This is a genomic window from Anaerosacchariphilus polymeriproducens (assembly GCF_003363435.1).
Lineage (GTDB): Bacteria > Bacillota > Clostridia > Lachnospirales > Lachnospiraceae > Anaerosacchariphilus > Anaerosacchariphilus polymeriproducens.
In genome coordinates this window covers 175,615-191,893 of sequence record NZ_QRCT01000034.1, presented here as the reverse complement: position 1 = coordinate 191,893, position 16,279 = coordinate 175,615, and the positions used below count along the sequence as shown (strand labels likewise).

The following is a 16,279-nucleotide window of genomic DNA, read 5'->3' as shown; positions in this document are numbered from 1 at the left end:
TGGATTATAGCATAGAAAAGAATTTTAGTCAACTCAAATCCCTTAAATAATTGGTGCTTTCTGGATGTTAGTATAAGTACCCATTTCCATGACATAAAGGACATTTTATGCTTACTTGTTCATAGATTGATTTACGAATTTTCTTTCTAGTCAATTCAACTAAATTAAGTTTACTCATTCCAACCAAATGAATTGGAATCGGATCCAGTTCAAGATATTTCTTAAAAGAATTCATTAATACTTTTTTGTCTTCTTCTCGTTCTAAATCTATGAAATCTATAACACAAATTCCAGATAAATTTCTAAGCCGAATCTGTTTTGCAATTTCTTCGGCTGCTTCCAAATTTATTTTTAAAAAAGTCTCTTGTAATCGTTTTTTTCCAACGAATTTACCTGTATTCACATCAATGGATACAAAAGCTTCCGTAGGTTGAATAATAATGTAAGCACCTGATTTTAACCAAACTCTTTCTTTTAAAATAGAGTCCATATGTTTTTCAATACTATATAACTTAACTAGTGGTAAAAGTTTATCGTCATAAAATTTTAATTTTTCAATTAATGACTGTTCTTTATTTGAATACTCTTTAAGTTCTCTGTAAATATTTTCATCATCCGTAATAATTTCATCAATATCATTGCAATAAGAGCTATTTAAAGGTTCCAGATATTTAGGATTTGCTTGATAAAGTAAACTAAAGCATGTACGGTATGGCGCTTTCTCTAAAAGTTCACTACATAAAGTTTTTAAATGATTCCATTCCATTTCTAATTGTTCTTTTGAAGCAGATTGAGCATTTGTTCTTACGATCATGCCGAAAGAATCCATTTTAAAATCTTGCAATAAATTTTGTAATTTACTTTTTTGTTTTTTATCTAATTTATTAGAATATCCTATTTTCTGAATTTCAGTTGTTAGTATAAAATATTTACCTTTGAAATTTAAATTTGAAGAAACTACCGCTGCTTTGGTCTTTATTGCTTCTTTACTTACTTGTACCAAAAGTTCATCCCCAATATTTAAATTGTTTTTTCCATTTTTTTTAGTAAAAATAGGATTTTCATTATCTTCTAACGAGTAATAGCATTTTAATCCTTTTTCAATTTCTATAAAGGCAGCTTGAATATTTTTTACAATGTTTTCTACTCTCCCTATATAAATATTTGATAATATATCCGTTTCTTCAATTGGATCAAAATTTATTTCTTTAAGTACAGATTTTTCAAAAAGAGCAGAAACAACAAATTTACGTGAGATATTACCGAATTTATTGGGCTGTTCTTGAGTAGATTTTTCCATTTTTGTAATTACTAATTTATTATTCAATGTTATCTCCTAAATCACCTAACGGTACTAAGCTTAATTTTTCATCTTCACCTATATTAGCATATATTTCTCTGCGGTGGATACAAAAGGTAAATGCTGCAAATTCATAGTTTAGATAATTACCAAATGCTTCCATTATAAGCTCCGGTTTTAAATTATTTGCACTTCCGGCTGCTAACTGAAAATTAATTTTATCATCATTTATTTGATATGAATAAATCAGCGGCTTAATATCTACTTCTTTCTCACTTTTTTTGGTTTTTTTTAATATTTTTATACTATTTTGCTTCATAAAAGAGTCGAAATCATCATCCCAAGGAAAATCTAGCTCATAACCTTTTCGGAAACTAACCGTATAATCCGCAGCTGCTACAATTGACATTGCATTTTGAGCTTTTTCAGGAAGTTTTACAAATTCAGTCACTTCTATGCCCTCTGCCATAACTTGATTCAATTGTTCGATAGAATCTTTTGAATTACTTACACTATGAACTTCTATATCTAAATATTCACCATCACTTGTAATTCCTACACCTAGTGGTGCAGCAAAGGACATGATTTGATGAGGACTGTAACCTTCAGAATAACATATATCAATCTCTGCTCTTCGCATTGCTTTTTGAAAATAACGCATAATATCAAGATGTCCTATAAATTTCATGGAGCCGTACTTTCGAAATTTGATTCTAATGTTCATTGCAGATACCTCCTTCAAAAATATTAGCACCACATCCAGAACATTGTGTTTTACAATTTGGTGTTATGATTTCTTCTTCTGCCTTTTTATATTCACGTATTAAAAACTCTTTTGTTACTCCTATATCAATAAAATCCCATGGTAATAATTCTCCGAAATCACGTTGTCTTACCGTATAAAAGTTGATATCAAGACCTGTTTTTTCGAAAGCATCCATCCAATATTGATTATGAAAAAACTCAGTCCAAGAATCATAGAGACATCCATTTTTGTATGCTTCCAAAATCGTTTTCCCTAATTTTCTGTCTCCACGAGCTAAGACTCCTTCTAAAACAGTCAAATCAGCTTCATGCCAATTATATTTAATACTTTTTTTATTTAATTGTTCTTTCATAGCATTATTTACTATTTTAGCCCGATTTAAAAACTCTTCTTTTGTACACATACTGAACCACTGAAATGGTGTAAACGGTTTTGGTACAAAGAAAGAAGAGCTTGCTACTATCTGACATTTACCATTTCTTTTTTCTTTAGGTATTTGATAATAGCGCTCTGCTATTTTTTCAGACAATTCAGCAATACCTCTCATATCCTCTTCCGTTTCCGTAGGCAGACCGAGCATAAAATAAAGCTTTACTTTTGTCCAGCCACCTTCGAAGGCTTGTCCTGCTCCTTCTAGTATAATTTCTTCTGTCAAACCTTTATTTATTACATTTCGCAGCCGCTGCGTTCCAGCTTCAGGTGCAAACGTTAAGCTGCTCTTCCTAACATCTTGTACTTTACTCATAACATCTAATGAAAATGAATCTATTCTTAAGGAAGGTAATGAAATATTAACACCTTTTCCTTTAAATTCCTCAATTAAATACAATAATAGTTCATCTAAATCTGAATAATCACTGGAGCTCAATGAGCTAAGTGAAATTTCATGATAACCTGTATTTTTTAACATTTCATACGCATATTTTTTCAATAATTCTACATTACGTTCTCTTGTTGGTCTATATATCATACCTGCCTGACAAAACCGACAGCCTCGTATACAGCCACGCATAATCTCAAGTACCACCCTGTCTTGTGTAACTTTTATAAAAGGTACTACGGGTTTCGAAGGATAATAAGTTTTAGATACGTCTTTTACTACTTGTTTCATAACTCGTTTTGGAATATTTTCTATATTTGGTTCAAATGATTTAATAGTTCCATCAGAATGATACGTCACATCATATAAAGATGGAACATAAATACCAGGTATTTGAGCACATTGAATTAAAAATTCTTTTCTGCTCTTACCTGATTTTTTCATTTTACGATAAGTTTCAATTAAATCCTTATAACTGGTTTCTCCTTCACCAATATAAAAAAGATCAAAAAAATCTGCTAATGGTTCGGGATTATAGGTGCAAGGTCCTCCTCCGATAACAATAGGATCCTCTTCTGTTCGTTCATTTGCCATTATAGGAATCTGACTCAAATCTAGAATCTGCAAAATATTTGTATAACACATTTCATATTGAATCGTTATTCCCAAAAAATCGAATTTTTTGATGGGATCTTGTGATTCTAATGCAAATAAAGGAATGTTTTGCTCTCTCATTATAGCGTCTAAGTCTACCCATGGAGAATAGACCCGTTCACAATATACGCCTTCCCATTGGTTAAACATATCATATAAAATTTGAATTCCTAAATAAGACATCCCTATTTCATAAACGTCTGGAAAACACATTGCAAATCGCACATCAATTTCTTCTGAATCTTTCCGAGCCATATTTATTTCATTACCAATGTAACGTGCCGGTTTTTCAATCGTTAATAATATTTCATCTGATAAAGCCAATTTATTCATTTTTCTCTTCCAATCTTTTAATTTGATTCACATCTATTGTATCTTACAAAATAAATGTAATTGTGTCAATCTGAGAAAGCATATTATGAAAATTCATAAGCCAATCGTCGAATATCCGCTCATCAAATGCTTATTTAACTCCTGTTCCTTTATTATTAGGCGATTAGATACTTTTAAGTTTATCTTGTTGCTAATTCTTTGGTTATGTCCTCCCAAGAAATTTCCTTTTCAACCATAAGAACCATTGCGTGATATAAGAAATCTGAAATTTCGTATTTAATTTCTTCAGCATCTGGATTTTTTGCAGCTATAACTATTTCTGTAGCTTCTTCTCCTAGCTTTTTCAGAATTTTATCAATCCCTTTATCAAATAAATAATTTGTATAAGAGCCTTCTTTTGGATTTGATTTACGATCTTGTATTACTTTATATACTTCTTCAAATACTTTTAAAGGATTTGCTGTCTGTCCTTCTTTTTTCATAATTTCTTGGAAAAAACAAGTTTTATTACCCGTGTGACAAGCAACACCTACCTGTGATACTTTTGCTAAAATGGTATCATTATCACAATCAAGTAATAATTCCTTCACATATTGTACGTGACCGGAGGTGTCTCCTTTCGTCCATAATTCATTGCGGCTTCTACTCCAGTATGTCATTTTTCCACATGAGAGTGTCTTCTGAAAAGCTTCTTCATTCATATAAGCCAGCATCAGTACTTCATCGGTTTTGTAATCTTGAACAATAACCGGTATCATTCCATCTGAATTTAGTTTGAAATCTGTCCATGCAATTTTTGACTTTAAAATGTTCATAGGAATATTATCTTCTTGAAATTTCTTTTTTAATTCCATATAGTCTAATCCCAAATTATCCATATTGGTATTAGCAACACCTGATACAATCGTATTTTTTAAATATAATCTCATTTCCTCCAAAGAGTTGTATTTCATAACAGGAATTACCGGTAATGTTATATCTTTTTTTAAATCTTCTAATAATTCAATATTAAATAAAAAAATCTCACTTGCGTAATTTATTAACATATTCTCTTTGCTTTCCAGCAAATCTGAGTAATCGACTGCGCAGGCAATTTTATCTTTACCGAAACGCTTGGACACCTCTTCCAGCAATTTAACATTTTCAGGCTTATTAAAATTTAGAATAGCTTTTGAGCATCCTGCATAAAGTAATTTCTTTACATCTTCCATTTTATTAATATGACCACCTGATAAAACCGGAATATCTACAATTTGAGTTATTTGTTTAATAATACTGATCGTTTGTTCATGCGCAGTATCTGTATTAGATAAATTGAAAATCAAAATTTCATCTGCCCCATTGTCACTATAATTATGAGCAAGTTCTATTGGATTTTCATCAATTAACTTTCCTGCCTCAAAACCTTTTACTGCTTTCCCATTTAAGATATAAATACATGCAACTAATTTTTTATAATTCATAAAGTCTCCTTTTCTAGTTAGAGAGTTCCTTTTGTAGAAAGAACATCATCTATTCTCGAATCTATTATAACTGCCTGATCAAGGGCTTTTGCAAAGCTTTTAAAAATAGCTTCTATCATATGATGATTATTCCCAGGTGTAAGCATTTTGAAATGTAAGTTCATACCGGCTGAATAAGAAATGGAATAAAAGAACTCTTTGACCATTTCTGTGTCCATATACCCTACACGGTCAGTTGTTAATTCAACATCATAGACAAAATAAGGTCTCCCCGACAAATCGATAGAACACAAAACTAAACACTCATCCATTGGAAGGATCACACTTCCAAAACGTTTGATGCCTTTTTTATCTCCAACCGCTTTTTTAATAGCTTCCCCTAAGACAATTCCCGTATCTTCAATTGTATGATGACTATCAACTATTAAATCTCCATTTGCTTTTAAATCTAAGTCGAATAAGCCATGTCTCGTAAATCCTTCCAACATATGATCAAAAAAACCGATTCCTGTATCAATTTGATAAATTCCAGCTCCATCTAAATTTAATGTTAAAGTTATTTCCGTTTCCTTGGTTTTTCGTACTACATGTCCGGTTCTTTCCATAAGTATCCTCCAGTTCTAAGATAATTATTATTTTTCAAATCTTACTTTTATAGAATTCGCATGTGCCGTTAATTGTTCTGCTTCGGCAAATTTAATAATATCTTCATGTATCGGTTCCAGTGATTCTTTAGAGAATGATATAATACTAGATTTTTTAATAAAATCATCTACACTTAAGGGTGAAAAAAATTTGGCAGTTCCATTCGTTGGTAATACATGATTCGGTCCTGCAAAATAATCTCCTAGTGGTTCACTGCTATATTCTCCTAAGAAAATAGCTCCTGCATTTTCAATTTTCGTCATGACTTGAAATGGATCCTTAGTTACAATTTCAAGATGTTCAGAAGCAATCTCATTTGTAACTTGAATTGCTTCATCTAAATTTTCAGCTATCAATATATATCCATAATTTTCTATAGATTTTTCTAATATAGTTTTCCTTGATAATTGTTTTAAAAATATGCCTATCTCTTTCTTAACTTGTTCCGCTAAAATTTCACTAGTAGTAACTAAGATTGCAGAGGCTAATTCATCATGTTCTGCTTGTGATAATAAATCGGCAGCAACATAACGTGGATTCGCAGTTTCATCTGCAAGTACAAGGATTTCACTGGGACCTGCAATCGAATCTATCCCTACATTTCCATAAACTGCTTTTTTGGCTAAGGCTACATAAATGTTTCCGGGTCCTACTATTTTATCAACTTTTGGAATTGACTCAGTTCCGTAAGCTAATGCCGCAATTGCTTGTGCTCCTCCGGTTTTATAGATTTCATCTACACCTGCTTCCTTAGCAGCAACTAAAGTATTAGGATTTATTTTTCCTTCTTTATTACAAGGAGTAGTCATTACTATCTTTTTGACTCCTGCAACTTTGGCAGGCATAACATTCATAAGCACGGAAGAAGGATAAACTGCTTTACCGCCAGGTACATAAACTCCGGCAGTTTTGATTGGAGTTACCTTTTGTCCTAGAATACTACCATCTGGTTTACTGTCAAACCAACTATATTGACGTTGCTTTTCATGAAACTCACGAATATTTTTTTTTGCTTTTTGAATTACTTCTAATAATGTTGAATCAATTTGATTATAAGCTTCCTTGATTTCCATATCCGACACTTTAATATTATTTTTATTTATTTGAGCCTGGTCAAATTTATAAGCATACTCAAAGACTGCTTTATCTCCTTCATTTTGAACATTTTTAATTATATCAGCTACAGCGTCTTCATACTCTTTATAACTGTTTGGGCTTCTTTTCAGCAAATCTGACAAGAGATTCTGAATGGTATCTCGATTAATTTTTAGGGTCTTCATAGATTTCACTCCTCTATTCTATAATACCTGTTTTAATGCGTGGATTAAATTGGTAATTCTCTCATTTTCCATTCTCATGCTTACCTGATTCACTACCATACGTGCAGAAAGAGGACATATCTCCTCTAATACATTTAATCCATTTTCACGTAAGGTCGATCCCGTTTCTACTATATCAACAATTACTTCTGATAATCCCACTATAGGCGCTAGTTCAATGGATCCATTTAATTTAATAATTTCTACTGTTTGATGTTTTTTATTATAAAAGTAATCTTTTGCAATGTTAGGATACTTGGTAGCAACTCGAATCAACTCATGATGCTGCAGCAAATCTTTTGCTGTTTCCGGACCACAGACACACATACGACAGTTTCCAAATTCCAGATCTAATACTTCATATAATTTTCTGCCTTCTTCCAATAACGTATCTTTTCCAACAATACCTATATCAGCTGCACCATATTCTACATAGGTCGGCACATCCGGACCTTTTGATAAGAAAAATTTTAATTTTAATTCTTCATTTACAAAAATTAACTTTCTAGAATCCTTTTCTTTCATTTCTTCACAAGTGATACCAATTTGTTCAAAGAGTTCTAATGTCTTTTTGGCTAAACGTCCTTTTCCCAGGGCGAAAGTTAAATATCTCATATCTAATCACCTTTCTAATATAATAAATCTTCCATCGTTAATTCTTGTATATGTTTTTCTTCTATATTAATTTTCTTAACTTTATTATTATTAATTATCAAAATTTCTTGAATATGATTTTTTAAAGCATAATCTTCATAAATATCAGTTTCATTATTATAATCCATAAGAATGAGTTCTACATTACAACTTTTTTTACGTAGATTCATAGCTAAATGTATGGCATTTTGTCTCATATTTTCTGTATAAACAATTAAAGTAGTATTTTTCTCAATTGGGATATCTATTTTTTGCCTTGCTAATGCATTCATCAACTGATCAATTACTACAGCAAATCCAATGGATGGTGAATTTTTTCCAAAACGCGCCATCAGTTGATCATATCTTCCGCCTTTCACAACTGCATCACCGGTTCCAAAGGTAAATGCTCTAAATATTACACCTGTATAATATTGATAACTATTCAACATACTTAAGTCAAAAGAGACATATTGTTCAAACCCATAAAAACTAAGTACTTCATAAATTTTTTCAAGTCTTTGAAGTGCATTTATTGCTCCTTCGTTTGTAGTAAGTCGTTTCGCTTCTGATACGACCTCTATTGAACCAAATAAGTGGGTCATTTTTAAGAAAATTTCCTTTAATTCGCTACTAAATTCGGGTATCGATAAAATTTCTTCTACTCCAAATATATTTTTATTAGTTATATATTCACGCAAATTTTCTTCCGTTTCTTCATCAAAATTAGCTTCCTTAATTAAACTTTTAAAAAAATCCACCTGTCCTATACTAACTTGAAAATCTTTTAATCCTGCAGTCAACAATAATTCGATAACTAAAACGATTATTTCTGTATCAGCATCAACGGAACTATCTCCAATTAGTTCAGCACCTAATTGTGTTGATTCTTTCAATCTTCCCTGATAACTAGAATTGTTAATAAACGTGTTTCCCATATACGAAAGTCGAATTGGAATTTTTTCATCCATAAAATATTTAGAAGCAGCTCTTGCAATAGAAGGGGTAATATCTGGTCTTAAAACCAGGGTATTTCCCTCACGATCAAAAAACTTGAATAAATCTTTTGAAGGGATAGTTCCGACTTCGTGATTAAAAACATCAAAAAATTCAAAAGTTGGTGTTTGTATTGGATGATATCCATACTTCTTCAATGTATTGTGCAAGTTTTCTTGCAATTTATTCTTTTTTTCACATTCTCCATTATAAATGTCTCTAACACCTTCTGGTGTGTGTAACAATTTCATAATTTTAGCTCCTTTACTTTATTATAGTAAATCGCTACCATATTAGAGAGGTAGCAAACTAAACTTACTTAAGTATATGATAACCTCTATAGAATGTCAATCCCTTGAATCTAAATCCTTTTGTAAAAACTCAAGATAAGGTATAAAATAACCGTTACTGGATTCAAAAAGATAATCAGCGTTTAATTCATCAAACCGAAAGCTCTTTCTTCCACCGTTTTTTCCTCTTTTCCAAAACTCATTTAATTTTTTAAATGTTAAATAGCAAAAGATATTTTTATGTGAATAGTAAATCAGCAGAAAAGAAATTCCTTCTTGCTGTTCGAATTTTTCCATAAATTCAACTTGATGTTCATGTATATTTTGAAGTGAAAAAGTATCAACAGCACATTCTTTTGCATCAAAGCATACAGGAAGTCCCTGTACAGCTCCTATGTAATCAATGGTGCTTTTCTGGTCAAAATATGCTAAGGTAATATGTCTGCTTTTTGAATCTATCTTAACAGGAGTGATCGGTGTTGGTACTTTCTGAATTAGTGCCAGATTATTTTCTTTGTATTTTTGATTTGTCCGATTTATAATTTCTTCAAGGTGAGATCCTCTAAGACCTCTTGAATTCCAAGTTGGCATATGACCTCCTACTTATATTCTAATAAAATAATTTTCCTTCTTCCATTAATGTAAATGTATCATTTCTTACATCAATAATATTAACAGAACAATTTTTTTGATGTGTATTCCATAAATTCTTTAAGCTTTCTTTTTTTATGTAATATAAAAAACCACGTATGACTGCACCATGTGCTGCAACTAATATGTTATCAGAATCATTCTGATTAGGAATGATGATTTCATCTATAAAACTTTTTATTCTAATCAAAAATGCATCATAAGTTTCAGCACCATCTTTTGCTACATATTCTTCCGGATTCGAAAAACATTTCCAAAATTCTGTATATCTTTTATCTGTTCTTAAGATTTCTATGGATTTTCCTTCATAATTTCCAAAATTAAATTCTTTTATTCTAGAATCTTTTATAATAGGAATTTTATGATGTTCACATAAAATTTGAGCCGTTTCATAAGCTCTTATATATGGACTTGCATAAACTTTATCAAATTTAATATCTCTTAAAGCTTTTGCAGTAATTCTTGCTAATTCTCGTCCATATTCGTTTAACGGTATATCACTGGAACCTTGAATCAGTCCTTTCTTATTCCAATCGGTTTCTCCATGTCTTACTAAATATAATCTCATCTTAGGTTAACTCCTTTTCTTATTTCTTATAAAATTGTGCAAAATATTCAGGTTCTTTTGCAATAAATTCTTTGTTAGAAAGATTTGGTAATTCTTCTAATTGAGGTATAACGATACGATAAGAATGTAGTAACTGATGATTTATACCTGAATGTTTTTTATAAAATAAATTTACTTTTGCATCACCATATTTGTCATCTCCTATGATAGGGTGACCTATAGATGCTAAATGTGCTCTTATTTGATGGGAGCGGCCGGTTATAAGTTCTACTTCTAAAATACTGTACTCTTCTGTATGATAAACAGGTATATATTTCGTCTCAATATATTTAGAATTTGATATAGACTTACTATAAATATTAACTTTATTTAACTTTTCCTCTTTTACCAAATAGCCTTTCAAATATTTTTCTTCTTTTACATTTCCTTTTACAATAGCTCGATAAAACTTTTGTACCGTTCTATCTTTTATAATACGACTCATAACTTGAAGTCCTAATAAAGATTTACCGGCTATCATAAATCCACTGGTATTTCTATCTAACCTATTGCAAATAGAAGGTCTAAAGGTTTGGAGCTCGTTTAAAGTTAATTGATTACTTTCAACTAAATAGGACAATATATGTTCTATAATAGAAACATCCGTATCCTTAGCCTTTTGAGATAAAATTCCTGCTGGTTTATTTACAAAAAGTACATGAGAATCTTCATAAATTATATTAAGATTTGCATGCACTTTTTTAAACTTATTATTAGAAAATTTATCTATCGTTTCATCTGAAAGAAATAATTTAATAATATCATTTCTTTCAAGCTTCTCACTTCCGGATGCCTTTTTTTCATTTAATGTAATATTTTTTTTACGTAGCATTTTATAAATAAAACTGTTAGGAGCTTCATTTAAATATTTATTAAGAAACTTATTTAAACGTTGTCCTGCCTCATTCTCCGAAACAATAATTGATTTCATTTTACTTTCCTCGTACTTTTCATAAACTTTTATTAAATAGAGATTGCTAATATTACTGATTTTATATTTTTCTCTTGTTCATCCTTATGTATTTCAGCAGAATTTAAATGTTTATTCATTTCATCTAAACGATTTAAATAAACATCTAACTTTTGGTAAACTTTAACTGAAACCTTATTATAATTATTATTTAATAAAATTTCCTTGATATGATTTGAAAGTTTTTGATCGTCTATTTGAGCAGAGGTATATCCAACAACAGTATTGCCGGATATTGCAACCGCATTTAAAGGCATTAAACCATTATAGGAACTAATAATCATATCATATGCACAGGTTAATTTTCCTTCATGTTGTAAGCATTTTTCGTAAGATTTTTTTTCAAATGTTTTATATTTCAAGACGATTATAAAATCCACTGCTTTTTTCCCGGCTGGCAAAGTACCTAACACGGCAGCAATTGTCATTAAATTGGCACGCGTATGCGTAGTAAAATACCCTATCAAAAATATAGAAAGAACTATTCCAAATAATATAACAGTAAAAACAGCTTCAATTATTTTCTTTTTGTCTATATATCCATAAACTCCTTTTTTATTTCTAAACATTTTGAATCCTTTCTGATTATTTGTTCTCTAGTTGCCTTTTTTCTTATGAACATTTCTAATTGTTTTTTTCTTTTTCGGTTTATTTTCCTGTTTGTTCTGCGATTTTTTTGAAGGAAATTTTCCTTGTTGTTTGGGCCTGATTAAACATTTATTATCGTAACCGATTAAATCCGTTCTATTTGCTTTTAATAATGCTTCTAATACTAAATTATAATTTTGGGGATTTCGATATTGTATTAACGCACGCTGCATAGCCTTTTCATGAGGATTAGCAGGTACATAAACTGTTTCCATAGTACGAGGGTCCAATCCGGTATAATACATACAAGTTGAAATAGTAGACGGTGTAGGATAAAAATCTTGTACCTGCTCCGGCATATACCCTAAATCACGTAAATATTCTGCCAATTCAATTGCTTCTTCTAATGTAGATCCGGGATGAGACGACATCAAATAAGGAACCAGATATTGCTTTTTGTTAAGTTTTTGATTAATTTGTTTGAACTTATTTTCAAATTTTTTATAAATATGATTTCCTGGTTTCCCCATTTTCATTAATACTTTGTCCGAAATATGTTCAGGTGCTACCTTTAACTGCCCACTGATATGATGCTCACATAATTCATTAAAAAACTTATTATCATCATCATGAATCAGATAATCAAAACGAATACCTGATCGAATAAATACTTTTTTTACATTTGGTAATTCTCTCAATTTTCGTAACAGTTTTAAGTAATCTTGATGATCGATTTTTAAATTTTTACATGGAGCAGGAAATAAACATTGTTTCTCTTTACAAACACCTGTCGATAATTGTTTTTCACAAGATGGATGTCTAAAGTTCGCTGTCGGCCCACCAACATCATGAATATAACCTTTAAAACCATCTTCCCATATAAATTGTTTTGCTTCATTCATAATTGATTCATGACTTCTTGTCTGAATAATACGACCTTGATGGAATGTAAGAGCACAAAAATTACAACCGCCAAAACATCCACGATTACTGACTAAACTATATTTAACTTCCTCTATTGCCGGAACTCCGCCAAGTTGTTTATAACTCGGATGATAATCTCTCATATAAGCCAACGAATATACACGATCCATTTCTGACTGAGATAATGGTTTTGATGCAGGATTCTGAATAACATAAATCCCATTATTATAGGGTTCTGCTAATGGTTGTCCTGTATATGGATCTGTATTAACATACTGTGTGTAAAAACTATTGGCATATTTCTTTTTATCTGCAACAATTTCTTCATAAGACGGTAACGTTATTGCATCATAAACAACTGAAATATCTTTTGTACGAAATACAGTACCTTCAATAAATGTAATATCTTTGACCTGAATACCGCTTTTTAATGCATCAGCAATTTCTACAATGGAGCGTTCTCCCATTCCATAAGAAATAAGATCCGCACCTGAATCTAATAAAATGGAGCGTTTCACCTTATTAGACCAATAATCATAATGTGCCATTCGTCTTAAGCTTGCCTCTATCCCTCCAATGATAATAGGAATATTTTTGTAGACTTTACGAATTAAATTTGAATATACCATAGTTGCATAATCCGGACGTTTTCCCATAATGCCCCCTGGAGTATAGGAATCCGATTTTCTTTTTTTCTTTGAAACAGAATAATGGTTTACCATAGAGTCCATGTTTCCTGCCGTTACAATAAATCCTAATTTAGGTTCTCCAAGTATTTGAATACTTTTATCATTTTTCCAATCAGGTTGTGAAATGATTCCAACCGTATAACCATTTGCTTCTAAGACTCGGCTAATAATAGCATGTCCAAATGATGGATGATCCACGTAGGCATCTCCAATTACATAAACAAAATCTAACTGTTCTATATTTCTTTCTTTCATATCTGCCTTAGAAATAGGCAGGAAGTCATTTTTCATTCTTTAAAACCTCATATGTTTTATTTTGTATATCATGATAACTTTTTATATAATAGTTAGCTAAACGATATTTTTTATCTTCTTGATCTTTCGAAAATTCATCAAAAACAGCACAAACATCCATATTTGCATTTTTTCCTGCCAAAATCCCCATAGGAATATCTTCGAATACAATACATTCTTCTGGAAGAACTTCAAGTTTTTTTGCCACTTCTATATAAATATCAGGTGCCGGTTTTCCTTTATTGACTTCGCATGAAGTCATGATACAGCCAAACATACTCCTTAAATTATGTGCATCGATAACTGCCATAACTAATTCTTTTGAATTGCTCGTAGCAATCCCTAATTTGAAATTTTTTTCCTTTAAATAATTTAAAAATTCTTTGGCTCCCGATTTTAATGGTACCTGTGAAACATATTTATCATATGCCATCTGGTTCCAAATTCGTTTTAGCTCCTCAACACTTTCTTCCAAATTAAAAAATTCTTTAAAATAAAATGCTGTTTCTGTAAAACTCATACCTTCAATTTCTTGTTGAAGGCTCTCCGGTAATGCTAAACCTCTGGAACTTAAAAATTCTATATCAATCTCTTCCCACATCCACATGGAATCAACAAGCGTTCCATCTAAATCAAAAATTGCGGCTTTTTTATTTTGTAACATTAATTCGATACTCCTTTTAGTAAATCTATCTCTTCTTGAGTAAGGAGGCGATATTCACCTACAGCTAAATTTTCATCTAATTTTATTGGTCCCATAGAGATACGTTTTAAATATAATACATCTTTTTGAATAGAATGAAACATTCTTTTCACTTGATGAAACTTCCCTTCATGAATCGTGAGTAATATTTCTGAAATAGAACCGGTGGTAAGAATCTCTAATTCTGCAGGTCTGGTCATCTCATTCTCCCCAATTTTTATTCCTTTTGAAAAAGTCTCTTTATCTTCTTGCGTTATCATTCCATCAATTTTGGCATAGTATGTTTTGTTAACATGTTTTTTAGGTGATAATAAATTATGAGCTAATACCCCATCATTTGTGATTAAAAGTAAGCCTTCTGTATCTTTATCCAATCGACCGACCGGAAATAAATCAGTCCTCTGTCGACTCTCTATTAAGTCAACAACTGTTGGCTGTTTAAAATCAGAAGTGGCTGATATTACTCCTGCCGGTTTATTCAACATATAATATTCACAAAAAACAAAAGAGATTTCTCTATTATTTAACAAAACTTTAGCATTTGCATCTATTTTAGTTTCGGGTTTTTTGACAATCACATCATTTACAGATACCATACCTTTACGAATCCAATTTTTCACTTCTGTTCTGGATCCTGCTTTCATATTTGATAAAAATTTATCTAATCGCAACATACGTTCTCCTTAATCTATACTTTTTTATTATATCATAAGTTCTAGATTATTTCATTCCTAGTATGAATATTTCAATTTATATTTTTCTATATATTTAAGGATCCAATAAGGATTAACGCTTAATTGAGAATTCTTATTCGGATTAAAGTAAATACCTAAATGTAAATGAATCGGAAATTTTCCTTTTGTTCCTTCTGTTTCACCATATCCTGTATCTCCCATATATCCAATTAATTGACCTGCTTTGACTTTATCACCCTCTTTGAGATGATAAGCATAACTTTCTAAATGAGCGTAATAAAAATAAGCACCATGATTACTTCGGATTCCTATTCTATATCCGCCCATATTTAACCAGCCCATTTTTTCTACAATTCCATCTGTCATACTTAATACAGGATAATAACCTCTTTTTTGTATTCCTGCCATAATGTCAGTACCCTCATGATGACGTTCTCCACCATAAGTACGCTCACAAAACCATGTATCTTCAAAGGAAACCTTTGCATTTTTATTACTGATTGAATCAGGAATTGGAAAGTATTTTAGATCACTCCAAATCGTTTTATAACTATTAACAAGGGATTTCCATTCTTTTTGTCTATATTTTTTTAATTTAAAATAGTAATTCTTATATTGCTTTAAATCATTTTTATCTATTTTTTTGGATAAATCATATTGATTTCCGAGCATTGCCAAAGTAATTTCTTCAAAGAAATCTAACTCTTCGAAATTCACCTTTTTTAACATTTCTATATTGGATACAGAAATGCATTGTTCTCTAAATTCTGAAGATTGATTTGATTTTATTTGAATATTAAATAGCTTTGCACTTCTCTGTAAGGAAGATGTAATCATTGTAATAAAAATAAGTAAAACAATGAATAGAAAGAAATAAATTTTATTTTTTGAGATTTTATGTTTTTGATTTTTTATTTTCATATGCTATCATATTTGTTT

General features: G+C 30.7%; 16 protein-coding genes. All 16 read right to left on the bottom strand.

All coding sequences use genetic code 11. The features are described 5' to 3' along the window. Window positions 1-67 precede the first annotated feature (67 nt). Entirely contained in the window at window positions 68-1,327 is a 1,260-nt protein-coding gene (locus DWV06_RS11770) for a ribonuclease E/G (protein ID WP_235828952.1), read from the bottom strand. Further along, window positions 1,320-2,024, bottom strand: coding sequence for a TIGR03936 family radical SAM-associated protein (locus tag DWV06_RS11765; protein WP_115482377.1), 705 nt, complete (start codon window positions 2,022-2,024; stop codon window positions 1,320-1,322). Before DWV06_RS11765 ends, DWV06_RS11770 begins: the two co-directional genes overlap by 8 nt. After that, on the bottom strand, window positions 2,014-3,873 hold the full coding sequence (locus DWV06_RS11760) for a TIGR03960 family B12-binding radical SAM protein (RefSeq protein WP_115482376.1): 1,860 nt from the start codon (window positions 3,871-3,873) through the stop codon (window positions 2,014-2,016). The genes DWV06_RS11765 and DWV06_RS11760 overlap by 11 nt, the downstream gene beginning before the upstream one ends. Before the next feature lie 179 nt (window positions 3,874-4,052). Next, a complete protein-coding gene (hisIE, locus tag DWV06_RS11755) occupies window positions 4,053-5,336 on the bottom strand; it encodes a bifunctional phosphoribosyl-AMP cyclohydrolase/phosphoribosyl-ATP diphosphatase HisIE (protein ID WP_115482375.1) in 1,284 nt (427 codons plus the stop codon). A 17-nt stretch (window positions 5,337-5,353) separates the two neighbouring features. Further along, window positions 5,354-5,941, bottom strand: a complete 588-nt coding sequence (gene hisB / locus DWV06_RS11750; RefSeq protein WP_115482374.1) for an imidazoleglycerol-phosphate dehydratase HisB — start codon at window positions 5,939-5,941, stop codon at window positions 5,354-5,356. Window positions 5,942-5,968: 27 nt separating this feature from the next. After that, the gene (gene hisD, locus DWV06_RS11745; RefSeq protein WP_115482373.1) at window positions 5,969-7,261 is read right to left on the bottom strand and encodes a histidinol dehydrogenase; all 1,293 of its coding nucleotides are present in this window, start codon (window positions 7,259-7,261) and stop codon (window positions 5,969-5,971) included. Window positions 7,262-7,279: 18 nt separating this feature from the next. Next, complete coding sequence (hisG, locus tag DWV06_RS11740; RefSeq protein ID WP_115482372.1) at window positions 7,280-7,915, bottom strand: ATP phosphoribosyltransferase; 636 nt, start codon at window positions 7,913-7,915, stop codon at window positions 7,280-7,282. A 14-nt stretch (window positions 7,916-7,929) separates the two neighbouring features. Continuing rightward, complete coding sequence (gene hisZ / locus DWV06_RS11735; RefSeq protein WP_115482371.1) at window positions 7,930-9,180, bottom strand: ATP phosphoribosyltransferase regulatory subunit; 1,251 nt, start codon at window positions 9,178-9,180, stop codon at window positions 7,930-7,932. A 96-nt stretch (window positions 9,181-9,276) separates the two neighbouring features. Continuing rightward, window positions 9,277-9,810 (bottom strand): Holliday junction resolvase RecU, encoded by a 534-nt coding sequence (locus tag DWV06_RS11730; protein WP_115482370.1) that lies wholly within the window; start codon window positions 9,808-9,810, stop codon window positions 9,277-9,279. 19 nt (window positions 9,811-9,829) lie between these two features. Continuing rightward, window positions 9,830-10,438 carry a histidine phosphatase family protein gene (locus tag DWV06_RS11725; RefSeq protein WP_115482369.1) on the bottom strand — a complete coding sequence of 203 codons (609 nt, stop codon included), beginning with the start codon at window positions 10,436-10,438 and terminating at the stop codon, window positions 9,830-9,832. 19 nt (window positions 10,439-10,457) lie between these two features. Continuing rightward, on the bottom strand, window positions 10,458-11,408 hold the full coding sequence (locus DWV06_RS11720; RefSeq protein WP_115482368.1) for an RluA family pseudouridine synthase: 951 nt from the start codon (window positions 11,406-11,408) through the stop codon (window positions 10,458-10,460). Between the two features lie 32 nt (window positions 11,409-11,440). Further along, window positions 11,441-12,016 (bottom strand): hypothetical protein, encoded by a 576-nt coding sequence (locus DWV06_RS11715; protein ID WP_115482367.1) that lies wholly within the window; start codon window positions 12,014-12,016, stop codon window positions 11,441-11,443. A 27-nt stretch (window positions 12,017-12,043) separates the two neighbouring features. Then, the gene (locus DWV06_RS11710) at window positions 12,044-13,939 is read right to left on the bottom strand and encodes a YgiQ family radical SAM protein (RefSeq protein ID WP_115482366.1); all 1,896 of its coding nucleotides are present in this window, start codon (window positions 13,937-13,939) and stop codon (window positions 12,044-12,046) included. Continuing rightward, window positions 13,929-14,606, bottom strand: a complete 678-nt coding sequence (locus DWV06_RS11705) for an HAD family hydrolase (protein ID WP_115482365.1) — start codon at window positions 14,604-14,606, stop codon at window positions 13,929-13,931. Before DWV06_RS11705 ends, DWV06_RS11710 begins: the two co-directional genes overlap by 11 nt. Continuing rightward, window positions 14,606-15,319, bottom strand: coding sequence for a pseudouridine synthase (locus DWV06_RS11700; protein WP_115482364.1), 714 nt, complete (start codon window positions 15,317-15,319; stop codon window positions 14,606-14,608). The genes DWV06_RS11705 and DWV06_RS11700 overlap by 1 nt, the downstream gene beginning before the upstream one ends. Window positions 15,320-15,376: 57 nt before the next feature. Continuing rightward, window positions 15,377-16,261 carry a M23 family metallopeptidase gene (locus DWV06_RS11695; RefSeq protein ID WP_235828951.1) on the bottom strand — a complete coding sequence of 295 codons (885 nt, stop codon included), beginning with the start codon at window positions 16,259-16,261 and terminating at the stop codon, window positions 15,377-15,379. Window positions 16,262-16,279: the final 18 nt, after the last annotated feature.

Excerpts from the sequence above, each read along its gene's own strand:
- DWV06_RS11710 (WP_115482366.1), bottom strand. The coding sequence starts at position 13,939 with ATGAAAAATGACTTCCTGCCTATTTCTAAGGCAGATATGAAAGAAAGA.
- hisIE (WP_115482375.1), bottom strand. The coding sequence starts at position 5,336 with ATGAATTATAAAAAATTAGTTGCATGTATTTATATCTTAAATGGGAAA.
- DWV06_RS11720 (WP_115482368.1), bottom strand. The coding sequence starts at position 11,408 with ATGAAATCAATTATTGTTTCGGAGAATGAGGCAGGACAACGTTTAAAT.
- DWV06_RS11765 (WP_115482377.1), bottom strand. The coding sequence starts at position 2,024 with ATGAACATTAGAATCAAATTTCGAAAGTACGGCTCCATGAAATTTATA.
- DWV06_RS11705 (WP_115482365.1), bottom strand. The coding sequence starts at position 14,606 with ATGTTACAAAATAAAAAAGCCGCAATTTTTGATTTAGATGGAACGCTT.
- hisG (WP_115482372.1), bottom strand. The coding sequence starts at position 7,915 with ATGAGATATTTAACTTTCGCCCTGGGAAAAGGACGTTTAGCCAAAAAG.
- DWV06_RS11730 (WP_115482370.1), bottom strand. The coding sequence starts at position 9,810 with ATGCCAACTTGGAATTCAAGAGGTCTTAGAGGATCTCACCTTGAAGAA.
- hisZ (WP_115482371.1), bottom strand. The coding sequence starts at position 9,180 with ATGAAATTGTTACACACACCAGAAGGTGTTAGAGACATTTATAATGGA.
- DWV06_RS11715 (WP_115482367.1), bottom strand. The coding sequence starts at position 12,016 with ATGTTTAGAAATAAAAAAGGAGTTTATGGATATATAGACAAAAAGAAA.
- DWV06_RS11725 (WP_115482369.1), bottom strand. The coding sequence starts at position 10,438 with ATGAGATTATATTTAGTAAGACATGGAGAAACCGATTGGAATAAGAAA.
- hisD (WP_115482373.1), bottom strand. The coding sequence starts at position 7,261 with ATGAAGACCCTAAAAATTAATCGAGATACCATTCAGAATCTCTTGTCA.
- DWV06_RS11695 (WP_235828951.1), bottom strand. The coding sequence starts at position 16,261 with ATGAAAATAAAAAATCAAAAACATAAAATCTCAAAAAATAAAATTTAT.
- DWV06_RS11700 (WP_115482364.1), bottom strand. The coding sequence starts at position 15,319 with ATGTTGCGATTAGATAAATTTTTATCAAATATGAAAGCAGGATCCAGA.
- hisB (WP_115482374.1), bottom strand. The coding sequence starts at position 5,941 with ATGGAAAGAACCGGACATGTAGTACGAAAAACCAAGGAAACGGAAATA.
- DWV06_RS11760 (WP_115482376.1), bottom strand. The coding sequence starts at position 3,873 with ATGAATAAATTGGCTTTATCAGATGAAATATTATTAACGATTGAAAAA.